General features: G+C 67.1%; 16 protein-coding genes. 13 read left to right on the forward strand and 3 right to left on the reverse strand.

What is annotated here, in order from left to right; genetic code table 11:
* The first annotated feature begins 19 nt into the window (after positions 1-19).
* The 11 genes from ACFYY6_RS27110 to ACFYY6_RS27160 all read left to right on the forward strand — a co-directional run bounded on the left by ACFYY6_RS27110 (position 20) and on the right by ACFYY6_RS27160 (position 11017).
* Entirely contained in the window at positions 20-2293 is a 2274-nt protein-coding gene (locus ACFYY6_RS27110; protein WP_389195667.1) for a CRISPR-associated endonuclease Cas3'', read from the forward strand.
* 377 nt (positions 2294-2670) lie between these two features.
* Positions 2671-3366 (forward strand): type I-C CRISPR-associated protein Cas5c, encoded by a 696-nt coding sequence (gene cas5c / locus ACFYY6_RS27115; RefSeq protein WP_389195670.1) that lies wholly within the window; start codon positions 2671-2673, stop codon positions 3364-3366.
* A complete protein-coding gene (gene cas8c / locus ACFYY6_RS27120; protein WP_389195672.1) occupies positions 3367-5163 on the forward strand; it encodes a type I-C CRISPR-associated protein Cas8c/Csd1 in 1797 nt (598 codons plus the stop codon).
* A gap of 48 nt (positions 5164-5211) precedes the next feature.
* On the forward strand, positions 5212-6126 hold the full coding sequence (gene cas7c, locus ACFYY6_RS27125) for a type I-C CRISPR-associated protein Cas7/Csd2 (RefSeq protein ID WP_389195675.1): 915 nt from the start codon (positions 5212-5214) through the stop codon (positions 6124-6126).
* Complete coding sequence (gene cas4 / locus ACFYY6_RS27130; RefSeq protein WP_389195678.1) at positions 6126-6794, forward strand: CRISPR-associated protein Cas4; 669 nt, start codon at positions 6126-6128, stop codon at positions 6792-6794. Before cas7c ends, cas4 begins: the two co-directional genes overlap by 1 nt.
* On the forward strand, positions 6791-7825 hold the full coding sequence (gene cas1c / locus ACFYY6_RS27135) for a type I-C CRISPR-associated endonuclease Cas1c (RefSeq protein ID WP_389195681.1): 1035 nt from the start codon (positions 6791-6793) through the stop codon (positions 7823-7825). The genes cas4 and cas1c overlap by 4 nt, the downstream gene beginning before the upstream one ends.
* Positions 7825-8115 carry a CRISPR-associated endonuclease Cas2 gene (gene cas2 / locus ACFYY6_RS27140; protein ID WP_389195684.1) on the forward strand — a complete coding sequence of 97 codons (291 nt, stop codon included), beginning with the start codon at positions 7825-7827 and terminating at the stop codon, positions 8113-8115. Before cas1c ends, cas2 begins: the two co-directional genes overlap by 1 nt.
* Positions 8116-8226: 111 nt before the next feature.
* Positions 8227-8697, forward strand: a complete 471-nt coding sequence (locus ACFYY6_RS27145) for a hypothetical protein (protein WP_389195687.1) — start codon at positions 8227-8229, stop codon at positions 8695-8697.
* Positions 8698-8700: 3 nt separating this feature from the next.
* Entirely contained in the window at positions 8701-8832 is a 132-nt protein-coding gene (locus tag ACFYY6_RS27150) for a hypothetical protein (protein WP_389195690.1), read from the forward strand.
* Between the two features lie 212 nt (positions 8833-9044).
* On the forward strand, positions 9045-10064 hold the full coding sequence (locus tag ACFYY6_RS27155) for a NucA/NucB deoxyribonuclease domain-containing protein (protein WP_389195693.1): 1020 nt from the start codon (positions 9045-9047) through the stop codon (positions 10062-10064).
* A gap of 83 nt (positions 10065-10147) precedes the next feature.
* Positions 10148-11017: a DUF6924 domain-containing protein gene (locus tag ACFYY6_RS27160; protein WP_389195696.1), complete on the forward strand. Its 870-nt coding sequence runs from the start codon at positions 10148-10150 to the stop codon at positions 11015-11017.
* Between the two features lie 56 nt (positions 11018-11073).
* Here ACFYY6_RS27160 and ACFYY6_RS27165 read toward each other — a convergent pair whose 3' ends face one another.
* On the reverse strand, positions 11074-11421 hold the full coding sequence (locus ACFYY6_RS27165) for a helix-turn-helix transcriptional regulator (protein ID WP_389195699.1): 348 nt from the start codon (positions 11419-11421) through the stop codon (positions 11074-11076).
* A 227-nt stretch (positions 11422-11648) separates the two neighbouring features.
* On the opposite strand from ACFYY6_RS27165, the gene ACFYY6_RS27170 reads away from it, so the two are divergent.
* Positions 11649-12383 carry a ParB/RepB/Spo0J family partition protein gene (locus ACFYY6_RS27170; protein WP_389195702.1) on the forward strand — a complete coding sequence of 245 codons (735 nt, stop codon included), beginning with the start codon at positions 11649-11651 and terminating at the stop codon, positions 12381-12383.
* A gap of 85 nt (positions 12384-12468) precedes the next feature.
* Here the strand turns inward: ACFYY6_RS27170 and ACFYY6_RS27175 are convergent, their stop codons facing one another.
* Complete coding sequence (locus tag ACFYY6_RS27175; protein WP_389195705.1) at positions 12469-13905, reverse strand: competence protein CoiA family protein; 1437 nt, start codon at positions 13903-13905, stop codon at positions 12469-12471.
* A 207-nt stretch (positions 13906-14112) separates the two neighbouring features.
* Positions 14113-16044 carry a hypothetical protein gene (locus ACFYY6_RS27180; RefSeq protein ID WP_389195708.1) on the reverse strand — a complete coding sequence of 644 codons (1932 nt, stop codon included), beginning with the start codon at positions 16042-16044 and terminating at the stop codon, positions 14113-14115.
* 166 nt (positions 16045-16210) lie between these two features.
* Here ACFYY6_RS27180 and ACFYY6_RS27185 point away from each other — a divergent pair, with 166 nt between their 5' ends.
* On the forward strand, positions 16211-17107 hold the full coding sequence (locus ACFYY6_RS27185; RefSeq protein WP_389195711.1) for a hypothetical protein: 897 nt from the start codon (positions 16211-16213) through the stop codon (positions 17105-17107).
* Positions 17108-17357 lie beyond the last annotated feature (250 nt).

A 17357-nucleotide genomic window follows, 5' to 3' on the forward strand; every position in this document is an offset into this window, starting at 1 on the left:
TTGGAACCTCAGGGGATCAATGCCGGAGCGTGAGTTATTCGCCCATAGTCGTAGCCCGCGGTCGGGGTATCGGCACCGGCTTGCGGACCATCTGCGTGGCTCAGCAGCCTTGGCTCGGTCTTTCGCCGAGGTTTTCGGCGCCGGCGAGGCAGCTGAGTACCTGGCGCTGGTTCATGACGTTGGGAAAGGGTGCTGTGCCTGGCAGGACCGGCTGGTCTTTCATTCTGAGCCGATGGGCAAGCCGGTAGGGATTCCTCACAAGGAAGCGGGTACCGTGCTTGCCGCGCGGACGGTGGGGCGTCAGCTTGCCGCTGTGGTGCAAGGGCATCACGGAGGGCTGCCGGATCAGGACAAGATCAAGGATGTGCTGGCCGAGCTCCGGGGGGCTGGGCAGGACGCGGACCGTGCCCGGGAGGCGACACGGGCGGTGGCCCGGGTGGTGCCGGAGATCTTGCGGGACGACCGGATTCTGCCGCCAGCCTGGCTCGCTGGGCTTGAGTCGCCGCACCGAAGGGCGCTGGCCCTGGATGTTTTCACTCGCATGGTGTTCAGCTGTGTGGTTGATGCGGACTACCTCGATACCGCGGCCCATTTCGCCGGTGGGAGGCCGCGCGTTGGTGTGCACGCTGATATGGGGGAGTTGCTGAGGCGTTTTGAGCGGGGGAGGGCGCGGTTGCTCACCCGGCGTGTGGCGTCGCCGGTGGATGGGCTGCGAGAGCGGGTGTATGAGGAAGCGTTGACAGCGGCTGCGGGTGTGCCGGGGATGTATGTGCTGCATGTGCCGACGGGCGGGGCGAAGACGATCGCGGCAGGCGGGTTCGCGCTGCGGCATGCGGCTGAGCATGGCCTGGGGCGTGTGGTGTTCGCTGTTCCGTACATCAGCATCACTCAGCAGAACGCTGATGTGTACCGGGATCTACTCGATCCTCCTGAGGGCAGCGAGGACGAGCCTGTCGTGCTGGAGCACCACAGTTCGGTGGAGTTGGACGAAGGGGACGGTGCGGGGGCCTGGGCACGCCTGGCCGCTGAGAACTGGGATGCGCCGGTTGTGGTGACGACGACGGTGCAGCTGTTCCAGTCCTTGTTTGCGCGGAAGCCTTCCGCGATGCGGAAGCTGCATCGGCTGGCGGGGTCGGTCATCGTGCTGGACGAGGTTCAGGCGCTCCCTGACCGGTTACTGATTCCGATCTTGAGCGTGCTGCGTGACCTGGTGGAGCACTTCGGGGCGTCGGTGGTGTTGGCGTCCGCGACGCAGCCGTCGTTCTGGTCTCTGGCGCAGTTGGATGGGGTTCCGCGTCGCGGCATGGTGGAGGACGTGGCAGGGCTGTTCGAGGCGTTGCGGCGGGTTCGGTATGAGTGGCGTCTGGGGCCGGAGGTGACGTGGGAGTCGATCGCGGACGAGATCGCGTCCGAGGGCGGGGATCAAGTTCTGACGATCGTGAACACGACGCGGGATTCGGCGCGGCTGCATCGTCTTCTGACGGGGGCGGGCAACGGCAGGATCCGGGTAGCGGTTCCGGTGTGGCACTTGTCGACGAGGATGACTGCTGGGCACCGGCGTGAGGTGATCAGGCATGTGCGGGGTGAGCTTGCGGCCGGGCGTGGGGTGCATGTGGTGTCCACGTCGTTGATCGAGGCGGGCGTGGACGTGGACTTCCCTCGGGTGTACCGGGCGTGGGCTCCGGCAGAGGCGCTGCAGCAGGCGGCGGGCCGCTGTAACCGCGACGGTCGGTTGGCGGAGGGGGGCACGGTCGTGGTGTTCCGGCCGGTGGACGGTGGGGTTCCGAAGGATTTGTCGTACAAGGCGGCTATGGACGCGAGCGCGGAGTTCTTCGGGCCGGATATGTCGGCTCCAGATGATCTGGATGCTCTGGGCCTCTACTACGAGAAGCGCTGGGCGCTGCAGGGCATCGATGGGCGGTCGATGGGGGAGGGGGTCCAGGAGCTGCGTCAGAGATGGGACTTTCCCGCTGTTGCAGACGAGTTCCAGATGATCGACAACAGGTACGCCCAGTCGGTCGTCGTGATCCGTCCGGAGGAACCGGATGAGGAGCGGGACACTATTGAGACCGACATTGCTTCGCTGCGTGGCCGCTTCCCGTCGGGGCCAGGACCGTTGCGTCGTCTGCAGCCTCACATGGCCACTTTGCCGAGACACGAGGTCGCTGCAGCGCTGCGCGCGGGGCTGGCCGAGCCGGTGATTGGTGATCTTGTGGTGTGGCGGGGGTACTACGATCCGGTGCGCGGGCTGGACGCGGATGATCCTGAGGACCGGGGCGGCTACGTATTCTGAGTTGGCAGCGCTGGCACATTGCTTGCTGGCGCGTGCGGCTATGAGCGCTGGAGGCCCGTTTGACGGCCTCTGGACGACCGACTGTGTTTGGTTGTCGGTCAAGGGTCGCATTCGCTTGGCCGGTAGCACGTTGAAGCCCTCGTGAGCAGTGGTTTTCGGTTTCCCGGGCGCATTGTCAGTGCCTGCGCCTACAGTGCGGGATCACTAGGGGACAGGCAGTGACTTGATGTCCCGTTGGTTCCGTGTGCCGTCGTCGGGCCTGCCCAGGGGCAGGCCCGACGGGGTGGACTGTCAGGAATGGACGACGGATGAGAACGATGGTGCCCGCATCCAGCAGGACGCGGCGCGGCAATGGGGGTTGGGCATTCCCTGATCTGGTGGTGGAGGTCTGGGGCGATGCGGCGTGTTTTACGCGGCCGGAGCTGAAGGCTGAGCGGGTCAGTTATCAGGTGATGACGCCGTCTGCGGCCAGGGGGGTGCTGGAGGCGATCTTTTGGAAGCCTCAGTTCCGTTATGTGGTGCGGAGGATTGAGGTGTTGCGGCCGGTGAGTTGGATGCGGGTGCGTCGTAACGAGGTGAAGTCGGTGATCAGTGCCCAGGAGGTGCGGAAGCTTCAGTCCGACCGGTGTCACCGCTATGACGTCGAGACGGACCGGGACCAGCGCAGCACGCTTGCTCTGAGAGATGTCCGTTACCGGATCCATGCGCAGATCGTGGTGGCTCCCGAGGCTCTGGCCGGGTCGGCGAAGTATCCGCCTGCGTCGGAGGAGAAGTACCGCGAGCAGTTGCGCCGCAGGGTGGAGCGGGGTGCCTGCTTCTCGGAGCCGTTTCTCGGTTGCCGGGAGTTCGGTGCGTCTTTTGGTAAGCCGGATCCGCGGCAGCGAGTGGTGGAGTTCAGCGAGGAGCTCGGTGTGATGCTCCACTCGATCGCGTATGGGCCCAGCGGGGAGCGATACCGGTGGTTCCGTGCTTCCGTCGTCGGCGGGGTTCTGGAGGTTCCGGAGGAACCGTTGCCGGACGAGGCGGTGGCTATGCCGCTGACTGCCTGGCGGGCTGATGAGGCGGAGGGCTGAGTGGTGCTGTTACAGCGATTGACCGAGTACGGGGACCGGATCGCGGGGGAGCTTCCTGCTGAGTTCTACCGCGAGAAGCAGATTCACTGGGTGCTGGATATTGCCGCCGACGGTCTGAGTGCCAAGCTCCTGAACCGAAAGGTGTCGGGGCGTCAGCGCGACCAGATGCTGACCATGCCGGTGCCGTACGTACAGCGGTCGGGGACGAAGGTGCCTCCCTACCTGCTGGTCGATACTGCTGAGTTCGTGCTCGGGGTGCCGAAGGCTGCCAAGGACGGCAGTGTCTCGGAGAAGGACCGGGACGAGGCGTCGCGCCGGCACGGCGCCTACCGTGATCTCGCTCTGCGCTGGGCGTCGTCTGCGGATGGTGAGCCTGCGGCGGAGGCGGCCAGGACGTTCTTCAGTTCCGGCCCGGTCGCGCTCGACCTCCCGGAGGGGGTCGAGGCGAAGGACACGGTCGCCATCATGGTCGGTACCTGCTGGCTGCACCAGCTGGGTTCGGTGCAGCAGATGTGGTGCGAGGAAGTGCGGGCCCGTAAAGGCGGTGCTGCGGAGCGTGCGGGGCTGTGCCTGGTGTGCGGTGAGTACCGTCCGCTGCTGGCGACGATTCCGGAGCCCGTGAAGAAGGGGGCGATCCCGACCGCAGGTGGCAGCAACGAAGGCCAGCTCGTCAGTATCAACACCGCGGCTCAGGGCCGCGAGGGTCTGACTCAGCTGGTGAACACCCCCGTATGCCATCGGTGCGGTGGTCGCGCCATGGCGGTCCTGAACCACCTTGTCGCCTCGGACCGTCACAGGCGCCGTTTCCGGGACGACGGAGTGCTTTTGTGGTGGACGAAGCAAACTGAGCCCGATTCTGCACTCGCCATGTTCTTCGATGACCGGCCGGAAGCCGCCGACATCGAGCACCTCATCGATTCGGTGATCACCACTCCCGGTCCTGCTGCTGCGGAACGGGCGGACACCGATGCCTTCTACGGCCTGTCTCTCGGTCTGAACAATGCCCGCCTCGTCGTCCGAAACTGGATCGATGTCCCCCTGCCCGCGGCGAAGACGAATCTGGCTGCCTGGTATGCCGACCATGGAGTCTGGGACGGATGGACTGGAAGGACCCGGTACTTCCCGCTCTGGCAGCTGGCCCTTTCCTGCGGCCGCTGGCAGGGCGAACGCTACGCACCTGACAGCGCCCCCCAGGGTATGGAGGCTGATCTGCTCCACTGCGCCCTGCACGGCACCCGCCCGCCTGCCCGAGCTCTGCCTCTTCTCCTGCAACGTGTCCACGCCGACCGGCGCGTCGATTCACCGCGCCTGGCCGTGCTGCGCCTGATCCTCAACCGTTCCCCAGACCCCCAGGACCACCTGATGCCACAGCTCGACAAGGACAGCACCGATCCCGCCTACCTCTGCGGCCGGCTCTTCGCAGTTCTTGAGTCTGTACAGGACGAGGCACTCCCAGACATCAACACCACCCTGCGAGACAAGTACTTCAGTGCTGCGGTCGCCGCGCCCAGCATCACTCTTCGCCGGCTCTTCGCTGACTCCGGAGCACATTTCAAGCGGTTGCGCCGGGACAAGCCCGCCGCCCGGTATGCGCTGGAGAGGCGGCTCTTCGAGATCTACAGCAAGGTGAGCGACGACCTTCCCGGCCATCTCACCGACGTCCAGCAGGGCCGCTTCATCATCGGCTACTCCCACCAGCGTCACGAGGACCTGGCACGGAAGCAGGCCGCCAAGGAACGCAGGCTCGCCGCGGTTCCCGTTCAAGCCGAACCCGCCCAGGACACCGCCTCTGCCTGAGCCGTACCCACACACCGTCACGAACCCCTTCAAGGAGAACGTTCTGTCATGACCGCTGCCCACCTGGACCCCGCCCGCAAGCACGACTTTGTCTTCCTCATCGAGGCCGTCGACTCCAACGCCAACGGCGATCCCGACAACGGCGGCCTGCCTCGAACCGACCCGGTCAGCGGCCACGGCCTGATCACCGACGTCGCGATCAAGCGGAAGATCCGCAACACCGTCGCTCTCATCAACTCCTACGAACCCCGCGAGGGCTACGAAATCTACGTCGAAGCCGGCACCGCACTCAACAGCCAGCACGAGCGCGCCTACACCGCCGGGTCCGCAAGCGACCAGAAATCCGCGCAGGAATGGATGTGCCACAACTTCTTCGACGTACGCATGTTCGGCGCCGTCATGACGACCGGCAAACGCGACAAGCAGGCCGGACGCGTCCAAGGCCCCATCCAGATCGGGTTCTCCCGCTCCATCGACCGCATCACCCCCCTCGATATCGGAATCACCCGCGTCACCCCCACCAAGGAAGAAGACCTCAAGGCGTGGAACGAACGAGCAGAGGGCCAGGACGCCGAAAACAAGGGTAAGGAGACCGAGATGGGCTCCAAGCACGTCGTGCCCTACGCCCTCTACCGCGGCACCGGCCACTTCAGCGCCCCACTCGCCCGCCGCACGGGCGTCACCTCCGACGACCTCGCCCTCTTCTGGCGCGCCTTCGAAGTCATGCTGGAACATGACCGCGCCGCCGCACGCGCCAACCTCGCCCTGCGAGGCCTGTACGTCTTCACCCACGACGATGCCTTCGGCCGAGCACCCTCCCACGAACTGTTCGAACGGATCACCGTCAAAGCCCGCGACGACGTCAGCGCACGCAGCTTCTCCGACTACGGCACCGTCGAGGTACGTGACGCCAACCTCCCCGCCGGCGTCACCCTCACCACCCTCATCCCGCGCCCCATCTGATGACAGCATCTCTTCCCGCCCAAGGCGGAGAGGGAGACCTCCTGCAGGTCACACTCTCCGCCCTGGAGCACTACGCCTACTGCCCCCGCCAATGCGGCCTCATCTTCCTCGAAGACTCCTTCACCGACGACGCCGCCACCATCCGCGGGACCCACCTCCACCAGCGCGTCGATACCCCCGGAAACAGAGGGCGCCGAACCGTGCGCACCCTGCACGCCCTGCCCGTCTGGCACGACGGCTACGGCCTCACCGGAATCTGCGACACCGTAGAGCTGCACAACGACGGCCGCATCCTCCCCGTCGAACACAAATCGGGGCGCTACATCCCCGGCGGACCGGCCGACATTCAAGCAGCCGCACAGGCCCTCTGCCTCGAAGCAATGTTCCAACAACCCGTACCTGAAGCCGCGGTCTTCTCGGCAACCGACCGACGACGCCACCTCATCACCATCGACAACGCACTGCGAGCCCGCGTGCTCGACACCACCCAAGCCGTACGGGCTCTCCTCGAAACCAGCCACCTACCCGGCCCCGCAGCCGACAACCGATGCCGCCGCTGCTCCATGGCCACCGACTGCATGCCGAAACTGCTCGCCGGAACACGCCGCTACCGCCAAGCCCTCACCACTCTCTACTTACCCACCGACCCACAGGACACCGACGAGTGACCACCGAACTGCTGAACACCTTGTACGTGCAAACACAGGGAGCCGACCTCCGCCTCGACCAGGACAGCCTGCGCGTCCACCTTCCCGACACTCCCGGACGCCAGATCCTCCCACTGCGCCGCATCGACGCCATCGTCCTCTACGGCCACATCAACCTCTCCACCGAACTGATCAGCCGCTACGCCCAAGACCGAAGATCCGTAACCTGGATGACGAGGGGAGGGCGCTATCTCGCCCGCCTCGACGGCGCCGTCCACGGAAACGTCCTCCTCCGACACGCCCAGCACCAGATGTACGAGGACACCGAGGGCCGCCTTGCCATCGCCCGCACCATCACCGCAGGCAAGATCCGCAACAGCCGCTGGATTCTTCTCAGAGCCGCCCGGGACGCCGCCCCCACAGCAAAGTCCCGCATACGCGATGCAGCCGACGCTCTCGCCGCAAGCCTCACCGCAACCAGTACCTGCACATCCCTTGACGGCCTCATGGGCACCGAAGGAAACGCCGCCCGCACGCACTTCACCGCCCTCGCTGACACCATCCGCCCTACCGAAGGCATCCCTGCCTTCACCCACCGCAACCGTCGACCGCCCACCGACCCGGTAAACGCTCTGCTCTCCTACACCTACGGACTGCTGCGCGGACTCGTCCACGGAGCCGCCGAACAAGTCGGCCTCGACCCATACATCGGCTTCCTCCACGGGATCCGCCCCGGCAAACCAGCACTCGCACTCGACCTCATGGAGGAATTCCGCCCCGTCCTCGCAGACCGCTTCGTCCTCACCCTCCTCAACCGCCGCCAACTGCGGCCCGCCCACTTCGAGACCACTCCAGGCGGAGCCGTCCGCCTCACCGACGAAGGCCGCAAGATCGTCATCACTGCCTGGCAAGACTGGAAGGCCCAAGTCTGGGAGCATTCTCTCGCAGGACGGGATGTCCCCGCAGGCCTACTGCCAGTGGTCCAGGCCCGCATCCTCGCGCGCCATCTCCGGGGTGAACTTCCCGCATACCTCCCCTGGACAGCTGCCTGATGGAACTACTCGTCACCTACGACGTCGACACCACCACACCCGAAGGCCGACGCCGACTCCGCCGGGTAGCCAAGCTCTGCGAAGGCCACGGCATACGCGTGCAGAAATCCGTCTTCGAAGTTGTCACCAACGACAAGACGTTCCTGACGCTCATGTACGACCTCGAAGAACTGATCGACGTCAACACCGACAGCATCCGTATTTACCGCCTGCCCCACGCGGGTCCGGAAGACGTCCACACGCTTGGCGTCGCCGCTGCTCACCCCCACCGAGCAGACCTTGTCCTGTAGGAAGAAGACTGCTTCGGAACCCCAAGCAAGCACGCGACACGCGGATCACACCCAAGGAATATGTGCCCATTGGGTGGTTTTACCCTTCACAGTTGGATTCCGCTGGGAGAAGTGGGGCGGCGCATCGAGGGCTGGGTCATGCGCGACCGTCACCGCCAGGGCGCCTCCGACCTCTCGGCGTACCAACTGGACAGCTGGTACGTCGAGATCAACCCCGAGCGCCCGGACACGGTCAGCTCCGGACTGCCCTCCCTGCACGACCACGCAGCACGTCAGCAGGCCCAGGACCGGCGCGAGGAGGCCCGGCGCCTGCACGCCGAGCTGGACTCCTACCCCGCGTTGGAGAAGGAGGCGTTCAACCGCGCGTTCGAGGCGACCGGCACCCCCGAGCGCCCGGCCCGGATGAGGGAGTGGGCCGCCGTCCACCTCGGCAAGGCGGCCGTTCTCGACCGCCTTGCCGAGGTGGAACCGCTCGCCGCCACCGAGCACCGCCGCCACACCGGCCGCCAGCGCGCCCTCGCCCAGGGCATCGCCGCCGACAAGGCCCCCGCCGAAGCCACCGTCCTCACCAAGGAGAGCTGAGCCGTGCCCGGCACCGAAACCGTGCCGACCGCGACCCTCCGCGAGTGGCAGGACCGCGCACGGGAACGCGTACACGGTCGGCGGCAGATCCTGCGTCACGAGGCACTGGGCGAGCAGTCCGTTCGGGGGAAGTAGTCGCCGCAGGGGGGTGTCAAGCCTGACGGCCCGACACCCAATCCCATACAGCCGGTCAACTGTCACCGCTTTTGACTGAATCCCGACTTGTCCTATCCGGCAGTGTCCCAACAGCCAATAGATCCACAGCTGTTGAAGCGCATAACGTGCTCGCCTGGCGGACGGCAGCCCGACGCGGTGCCGTCCCTCCACCAACGAGGGGACACACACCTATGCGCATCAGCGCGCCCAGAAAAGCCGCCAGCGGTGCCGCTCTCGGCGCCCTCCTCCTCACCGGCATGAGCGCCGCAACCGCACAAGCCGCACCGGAGAAGTACAGCATCACCGTCACCCAGGCCCCGGCTGCCAAGACTGTCTACGCCAACACAAGCGCCGCCGCGAGCTGCAAGCTCAACACCATCACCATCACCCGCACCAGCATGTGCATGGATGTCGGCGCCCGCATCGACCTGCTCAAGAACGGCAAGCCGTTCGGCTCTGCCACCTTCGACATCAAGCACGCCATGACGCTGAAGACCAACAAGCTGAAGTGGACAGAGAGCTTCACCGTCGGCAAGGCCAAGCTCGTCAAGGCCAGCGGCATCCACGTCAACGTGTCCGTCGGCGGCGGCAAGGGTGTCAAGACCGCCGTCAAGTTTCCGCAAGGGTCCACCCTCGGCCCCGCCCACAAGGGAACCGTCGGCTACGCCGCCAGCGTCGGAAAGAAGAAGCAGCTCGCCAGCCCGGCCTCCTATCGGTTCACCTTCACCAAGCCCGGCTACACGATAGGCGGCTTCACCTACAACTCCGCCAAGTACCGCTGCGACGACACGTTCTGGGGCCCCAAGAAGCGCACCAAAAACCCCGGCTGCGTCTTCCCTTCCTACTCCCCAGTCTTCACCCTCTCCCGCAGCGACGCGAAGGTGAAGCAGTCCGCCAACCACATCTTCGATGCCCAGCGCAAGATCGCCGGTCACCCGGGCGCCTCCACCCCGCTGCACCGCATCACCAACGAGAAGACCATCAACGCCAACCGCAAGGCCATGTGCGCGAAGGTGCCCAACCCCGACCCCAAGAAGTACGACTGCGACGAGTACCCGTTCGCCGCGAGCAAGGAGGGCGGCAACCCGGCCCGCGGCAGCACCCGCATCATCTCCGCCGGTGACAACCGCAGCGCCGGAGCCCGCCTCGGCGGCTTCTACAAGGCCCAGCGCGTCCTCAACGGCGACGGCTACTACGTCCGCATCAAGTAGGAGACGCAACGTGCCTGCCACAGGGCCCGTCTACCCTTCCATGACGTGACTGGCAGGCACCGTAAGCACGATGGGGGTTCTCCATGCAGCGTTCCAACTGGCCACTCCTTGACGGCCGCACCCGGCCGCTCAAGATGAAGGAGTGGGGCGACCTGGCCATCATGGACCCCGACGCCGGCAAGCAGCCGCGCGGACACGGGTTCCTGGCGGCCGAGAAGGACTGGCTGCACATCGACGCCGGAAACGCCCTGGAGAACCCCATCGTCACCCTTTACACCGGAGACGACCCGGGAACGGAGAGCGGCTGGGACGAGGTCGAAGAGATCACCGTGATTTCCACGACCGGCTTTCTCGCCCTGTGCGACAGCGGATACGAGCCACTACGCAAAGAGAATCTCGCCACTGCGGGAGCCGGTCCCTACCTGATCCGCGTCCATGCCAGTGACCGGTCGTCGGACGGCAAGAAGCCCCGCTTCCTCATCCAGGTCATCCCCGGCAAGCGTACGGGAGCCGAGCCCGAGCCGACCTTCTCCACGATCGAGGAGTCCGCCGGTCCGCTCCTGGTGCGGACATCCTTCGAGCAACCAGACGAGTGGACACGCTTGCTCCAGGTCCTTGAAGGAGGATCGGAGCACTACAAGTCGATTACCGTCATCGACACCCGCGCCTACGCGGGCTTCACACCGGATCAGATCCTGTCGCGGATCGGGCGAGATGACGAGGAATGGCCCAGCAGTACTCTCGTCCTGATCGCCGACGAGCGCACGCTGGCCTCCGCAAACTTCCCGTTGCTGGCCCTGAACAACCTGCCCGACGAAGACGACGATCCGTTCAGGATCACCCTCGCAGCGGCCGGATCCTTCGTCGTCAACCTGGAGCTGGCGAACACGAGCTTTGGTGAGTGGGGCCGTGGTGTAGACGCCGACGGCGTCTACCGGGAAGAACACTACTGACAGTGCTGATCGGTGGTGTCCGTACCCGTTTCGCACGAGCACGGACACCCCAAACATCAGGCAGCCGCCGCCACCGAGAACCCCGGTGGGACACCGGTCTCATGGCACTCGCACCGCGGATCGGAACACAGCTGCTCGTGGGCGAGCACAGCCAGCACCGCGACCTGAAGCCGCGTCTGCTGTTCCAGTTTCTCCACGATCCGCGCAATGTGCGCCTTCACCGTGCGCTCCGTAATCCCCAGCTCCCGCGCAAGATGCCGGTTTCCTGCACCCGTGCCCACCAGAAGGAACACTTCCCGTTCGCGGTCCGTCAGCCTGGCGAGCTTCCAAAGACCCCGTACCGGATCGGCGTCCATCCGGCGGTAGGCGCAGGCGTGACCGCCCGCAATGGACCGTTCAGTCATTCCGGTCCTTCCTGACCACCGCACTTCTCCCGGAAGACCCCCGTGGCTCCGGGTGCGGCGGTAACCATTCACAACCTAGTGCGCTTGGGTACTGCTCGAAAGCGCATTACGCCTATGCCCGCACGTCCGCTCTACTCAGGGCCTGGTGAGTATCGCGCGGGTGCCGATGCGGCGTCAGATGAGGTTGCTCAACCGTTCATGTCCGCGCGCCTGGCTTCCTCGCGGCGGTGCTCTCGGAGAACGTAGAACGAGCGAACTTCAACTTCATCGAGGAAGCCCGCGGTCTCCAGCAGATGCTGGAAATGAGCGACGGCAACCAGACCAAGGCCGCAGAGCATCTGAGCAAGTCCAAGCAGTGGTTCAGCCAGCGCATCGGGATTCTGCGGCTCACGGAAGAGATGCAGGCCCTCGTGCTCGAGGGGAAGCTCACAGCGTTCCGGGACATGCGGAAGTACTCGGCTCTTCCCCCTGGTGAGCAGATGGCCGCCTGGGAAGCAGATCGGCAAGCAACCGAGGAGGAGAAGCGTCCGGGGAAGCCGAGTGCTCCGGCTCCTCGAGCGGAGCCGCCTGCCGCAGAAGAGCCTGCGTATACCGCGGTATACGCGCAGCCATCCCCCACTGCTCCGATCCCTGCTGACGAACCGGTACCGGCGCCGCAGGTGCCGAGCAGATCACTGCGGGCACCTCGAGCTCAACAGCCCGCTCCTTCAGGGACCGCCAGCCTTGTTCCGGCGGAGCTTCCGGACACGGAACATCCCCCGATCGAAATGCCGGGGTACGACGGACGCGCCGCCATGGACATCTTCTTTCAGAAGCTGAGCGTCGCGGGCCAGTTGTCGGACGCGCTGGGACGCTATTACGAGCTGGTCGGTGATCCGGAGAAGGCCGCCAAGGACATCAAGGCTGCTGTCGACCCGGAGTTCCGGAATGAACTCGCGCAGCGACTCCTCGAGGACACGTAAGCCGAACGCCGACGGCGTGCAACCTGGCATGACCTGCCGGGCTCCATCACCTTCCGGTGCACCTGCTGCGCGTACATGGGGCCGCCTACGAGCGGTCGGCGAGCCCGAAGTGGGTGATTCGAGTGCTCCGCAGACCGCCTTCCTCCAGGGCTTGTGCTTCCCGCGCATCGCGGACGAAGACCTGGTGGTAGGCCAGCTGGGGGGAGAGTGGAAGCAGCTCCGGGCAGGGTCGCACGATTCCGTACAGGCGGTTGAAGGCGTGGACCGGGATTCCGTAGGCGAAGCTCGCCGTGACCCCGCCGGCCTTGGGAATCCGGGCCCGGAGCCTTTCGCGCTTCCACGCGGTGTCGAAGACTGCCCTGAACAGCTCCTCCACCTCAGAGCGGGACAGCCGCGCCCACCAGGCCTCCGCCACGGCGTGCGCACGCAACTCCAGGTCCTGCATAGCGGCCCGCCGCTGGGCCTCGCGCTCTTGTGCCAGCGCGAACTCCCGGGCCCGGCGCTCCCGGACCTCCGCTCGATGGCGGGCGACTTCTTCGTCGCGCTGCGCCTGCGCCTGCGCCCGGCGATTGTCCGCCTTCTGTTCGCGCTTCCGTGCCTCCTTCTGGTTTCTGATCTCCTGGCGCCTCCTCTGGGCCTTCTGGCCCGCCGGCGAGGCCAGCCAGGCCTTGCGGCGGGCCCGGGACGTGTCCTCCAGTTCCTGCCTCCGGGCCTCACGCTGCCGAGCGGCCTCCTCGCGTTGCCGCCGTTCCCGTTCGTGCGAGCTCTGCGCCTCGGCGGACTGACGGGATGTCCACCACAGATCGCGGAGGAACCAGCGGCTCTCCCCGTCAACGGGCCGCAGCACCTGGCGGTGGTGCGGCAGGCTCCGGCACGGACGCAGCTGCCCGCGTAGTACCCACCTCACGAACTGGGTGAGCTCCGCTTCTTGGAAGAGCCACCTGCCGGAGTCGAAGCCCCCGAGCCCGTCGTCCACGGCCCAGGGCTCGCCGTCCTCCTCGGGTACTCGCACCCGGACGGAGGGAACGGATCCGAGCCACACCGGCGGCCGCCTGTGAGGGGAGACCCAGCACACGGTGACCCCCTCGGCCGTGTACCGGTCGGTCCGCGCCTGGATGTCCTCCACCGTGATCGGGGACAGCTGCGCCTCCCACGCCATCCGTCGCTCGCCGTCGGGCGAGACCGCCATCACGTCGGCCCGCCATGAGCCGTCGGCTGCCGCGACCTCAAGCTCGGCGAACCAGCCGGCCGCGCGGATGGCCCCGGCCATCTCCAGCTTGAGCATGTGGTGTTCCCAGGACTCGTTCGCCAGTGAGCATTCCGGCGGCCGCCCGCTGTCATGGCAGAAGAACCGCACCCGGCTCGGCGAGTGCTTGGCGTGCACACCCCACGCACATTCGGGACAGGTGAGGGCGACGCGAGGCGAGACTTTGTAGACCCGGGACCACTCCAGACCGGCCCCGAGACCGGGCTGGGTGGCATCAAGGCGGCCCACTTCTGGGTGGAGAGCAACGAAAGGCATGAGAATCGCACCTCCTGCAGGATCTGGCGCGTACGACAGTCGATCTGACGGGGCGCCGATCGTCCGCACCACGTTCAGGGCCGACGACGACCCCATCGGTAAGACCCTGACACCGTGCCCCGGCCGCAGTGCGTGCTCCTGGGCGCCCATTCCTGCTGGCAGGGAGGGTGGCCGACCGACGGCCACCCTCCCGCGCCTGTGGTGCGGTCAGGAATCGGAGATGTCGCCGGTGTGGGGGGTGCGGTCGTCCAGGGCGATGGTGACGAGCGGGCCGTCGTCGGGGGAGAGAGCGGCGAGGCTATTGCTGATGCGCTGGTAGACGGCCTCGGCGAGTTCCCGGTCGCCGTCGCCTTCGGTGGCGGTGTGCCGCAGGCGGGACAGGCTGATGAGGACGGCGATGAGGGACCGCCCCGAGATGTCCGCCGCGATGCGGTTCTCGCCCTGGTCGGCGATCTGCGGAGGCATCCGGAAGTGAGGGTGCCCGCCGGCCCAGCCGGACAGGAGCTCCCACAGGTCGCGGTGGCACACCAGCACAGCGGAAGAGATCCCCGCGGCCTGCGTCAGCACCCTGCTGTGCTCCGGATCAGCGACAGGCTGCTCCTGCCCTTCGGTTCCCTCGCACTGCCGCGCGGACGGGAAACGCTCGACAAAGCCGGTGACCTCCGCGTGCAAGGCGGCAATCTTCTCGTTCAGCTCCGCAGCAGCGGAAGCCGCATCGTCAGCAATACGAGGCTGTGCGGCGACCAACGGCGCGACCTCCCGCACCAGCACCCCACGTACGGCGTCGACCATCTCCTGGTTCCGCGACAGAGAGGCTTCCGCTTCCTCTGCCAGCACCTCACGCACAGCCTCGGCCACCTGCTCCCGCGTCAGTGGTGCCTCCGCCTCAAGTCCGGCCCGTTCGCCGCCCTCCTCATCAGGCCCAGTCTCGACCGCGGTCCCGGTTCCGGCAGCCGGCCCGCCGACCGTTCCGGCATCGCCTGCCGGGACGGGGCCTTCCCCGGACGACGGAGTACCACCGGTGTCACTGTCTGACCGCTGCTCCGGCACCCCGTCCAGCAGGGACCTCACGGCTCGCGCAGGCCCGGCCGCCGTCGTGGTGTGTCCGTTGCTCTCCCTCCTGGCCGTGGCCGTCACCGAAACCGGTACGGGCGTCAAAGACGCGATGTTCTGCGCGACATCGGCAAGGGTCAACTGCATGGTGGTCACGAGCTCCCGCAGTTGGCGCAGTTCGTCAGCGGTGGCGTCGTCCTCACCCGGGTTCCGGGCCGAGTACGGCAAAGGCAGAAGCTTCTGCGTGTCCCGGAGCGCCTTGGTCATGCCGGCGAGTTCCTTGGCCACGGCACCATGAGCCTCCGTGTTGGTGCTCTTCACATCCTTGAGACCCCGGTCGAGGGTCTCGCTCAGCGTGGTGCTGCTGTGCAGCATCGCCTGGTGCAGCATGGTCAGACCACTGGAGGCCTCGTTGCGCTCCTCGTTGCCGCCCTCATCGTCCCCGCCGTTCTTGCCGAAGAACACGCCACCCTCACTTTGAGTAGACATACAGTTACAAGAGACACTCTTCCGTGTCGCCGTTTCTCGCACAGCCAGTTCCTTGGCCTCTGGAGCGAATGGCCGGATCCTGCGTAACGGCCTGATACCTACGCGGTTCGATTCCTGCCGGACGCGGCCGCCCAGAAGCGGGCGGAGCGCGAGCGCTCGGCCGCGGCCGCCGCCGACGCGGTGCGCCAGGCCCTGGCATGCGAGGACTGCGGGCTCCAGCAGGCCGGCGGGCTGTGCGCGGCGTGCGGCTACCGGCGCCGGACCGACGCGATGATCGTGGAGGCCGGACTGGTCGCCGCGGCCTGGTCGGCCGACCTGACCGACCCCGCCGACGTCACCGCCGACGTACGGGCGCACCTGAACTTCTGCATCGAGTCCGCCACCCAGCAGTTCCTGGGACTGATGCAGCCGGGCGAGCTTGAAGCAGAGCCGGTCGCCGCGGCGTCCGCGGTCGCCTTCACCGCCCTCCAGGCCGTGGAGCAGGCACTGCCTGAGTACCTCAGCAGCGCCCTCGGACCGCTCGGACGGACCGAGGAAGCCGAGGCGGAGGCCCGGCGCGCGTACAAGACCGAGCAGGGGCGCCGCTGGTTCCAGCACAACCCGAACGGTGCGGACGCCATCGCCGCCGCGACGAAGGCCGCCACCGCGGCCCGGGAGCGCACCGCCGAGCACCTGCTGGCCACGCGGCTGGAGCAGCTGCGCGAGCAGGCCGCCGCCCGCCCTGCGGAGGTTTCGGCCGCGCCAGCTCGCCGACGCCCGCAAGGTGGAGGCCGTCGTTGTCGTGACCCGGCTGTGCGGCCAGATCGCCGACGTCACCGGCGCCACGCAGGAGACGCAGGCACAGCTGGCGGCCGCCGCCGCGGACGCCAGGCACTGGCTGGAGCAGCAGACCGAGGTCCGCCGCAGCCTCTTCGCCGACCTGGACGCCGCAGTTGCCACAGGCCACACCCAGCAGGTTCGGGCGCTGCTCACCCGCGTCAACGCGACCGCCAGCCACGACCGCACCGAGGAGGAGAACCGCGTGGTCGGCGCGGCCGCCGACCACGTCGCCTCGGTCGCCTCGGCGGCAGCCGAGCGCGTACATGCCCTCCTGGAGGACCTTCGCCGCCTTCCCCGGGACGTGGCCGCGTACCTTCTGCGCCCTCGGGTGCAGCAGCTGATTCAGGCAGCGGCCGAGGCCGGCGGTCTCGGGCCGCGCCAGGAGGCCCAGATCGCTGCGTGGAAGGCGCGCGCGGGCCTCAACAAGCCGGCCCCGGTCCAGACCGCCGCGCCCCGCGCGTCGGTTGAGCAGCCGCGTCGGCGCCCGCAGCTGCACAAGCAGGTCGCGCGGCGGCACTGGATGAAGACGAGCTGTCCACGGTGCCGGGTGGGCAGCGGCCAGGAGTGCGTCGTCGACGACGGGAGCCGCAGTCGTCAGGTGCGGCACGTGCCCCATGACGAGCGGCTGCAGCCGATCATCGACGAACGCAGGGAACGACAGAGGAACCAGCCGAAGCCGCCGCCCCCGTGGCGGGTGTATGAGGTGACCTGTCCTGACTGCGGCCAGGGCGCTGACGCCCGGTGCACGACGCCGGGCGGCCCGCACCGCTCACGCGTCGAACGGGCCAAGGAGTTCACCCGACTTCGAAAGCCCCGGCCCGAGCCTGACGCAGAGGCGTGACCTGACGAAGGCAATCCGCCCGGCCGTCCGGTCCTCCTCTGGACACACCTGGATGATGCCCAGGGGGTGCTCGGAGAGGCTGCCGATCTTGCAGCAGGCAAGGATGACCGCGGCCTCCAGCTGTGCCTGCTCCGGGTGCCGAGCCGCGGGAATGGTGAGCGGCTGGTCGGTGTCCGGGAGGAGTGCATGGAGTGCTTGGTGGGGCTCGCCGGTGCAGCGGCGGCGGTCTTCGGTGAGGGCCAGGGCGGCC

The sequence above is a fragment of the Streptomyces sp. NPDC001750 genome (genome assembly GCF_042892615.1).
Classification (GTDB): Bacteria; Actinomycetota; Actinomycetes; order Streptomycetales; family Streptomycetaceae; genus Streptomyces.

Excerpts from the sequence above, each read along its gene's own strand:
- ACFYY6_RS27110 (WP_389195667.1), top strand. The coding sequence starts at position 20 with ATGCCGGAGCGTGAGTTATTCGCCCATAGTCGTAGCCCGCGGTCGGGG.
- cas7c (WP_389195675.1), top strand. The coding sequence starts at position 5,212 with ATGACCGCTGCCCACCTGGACCCCGCCCGCAAGCACGACTTTGTCTTC.
- cas4 (WP_389195678.1), top strand. The coding sequence starts at position 6,126 with ATGACAGCATCTCTTCCCGCCCAAGGCGGAGAGGGAGACCTCCTGCAG.
- cas2 (WP_389195684.1), top strand. The coding sequence starts at position 7,825 with ATGGAACTACTCGTCACCTACGACGTCGACACCACCACACCCGAAGGC.
- ACFYY6_RS27155 (WP_389195693.1), top strand. The coding sequence starts at position 9,045 with ATGCGCATCAGCGCGCCCAGAAAAGCCGCCAGCGGTGCCGCTCTCGGC.
- ACFYY6_RS27160 (WP_389195696.1), top strand. The coding sequence starts at position 10,148 with ATGCAGCGTTCCAACTGGCCACTCCTTGACGGCCGCACCCGGCCGCTC.
- ACFYY6_RS27165 (WP_389195699.1), bottom strand. The coding sequence starts at position 11,421 with ATGACTGAACGGTCCATTGCGGGCGGTCACGCCTGCGCCTACCGCCGG.
- ACFYY6_RS27175 (WP_389195705.1), bottom strand. The coding sequence starts at position 13,905 with ATGCCTTTCGTTGCTCTCCACCCAGAAGTGGGCCGCCTTGATGCCACC.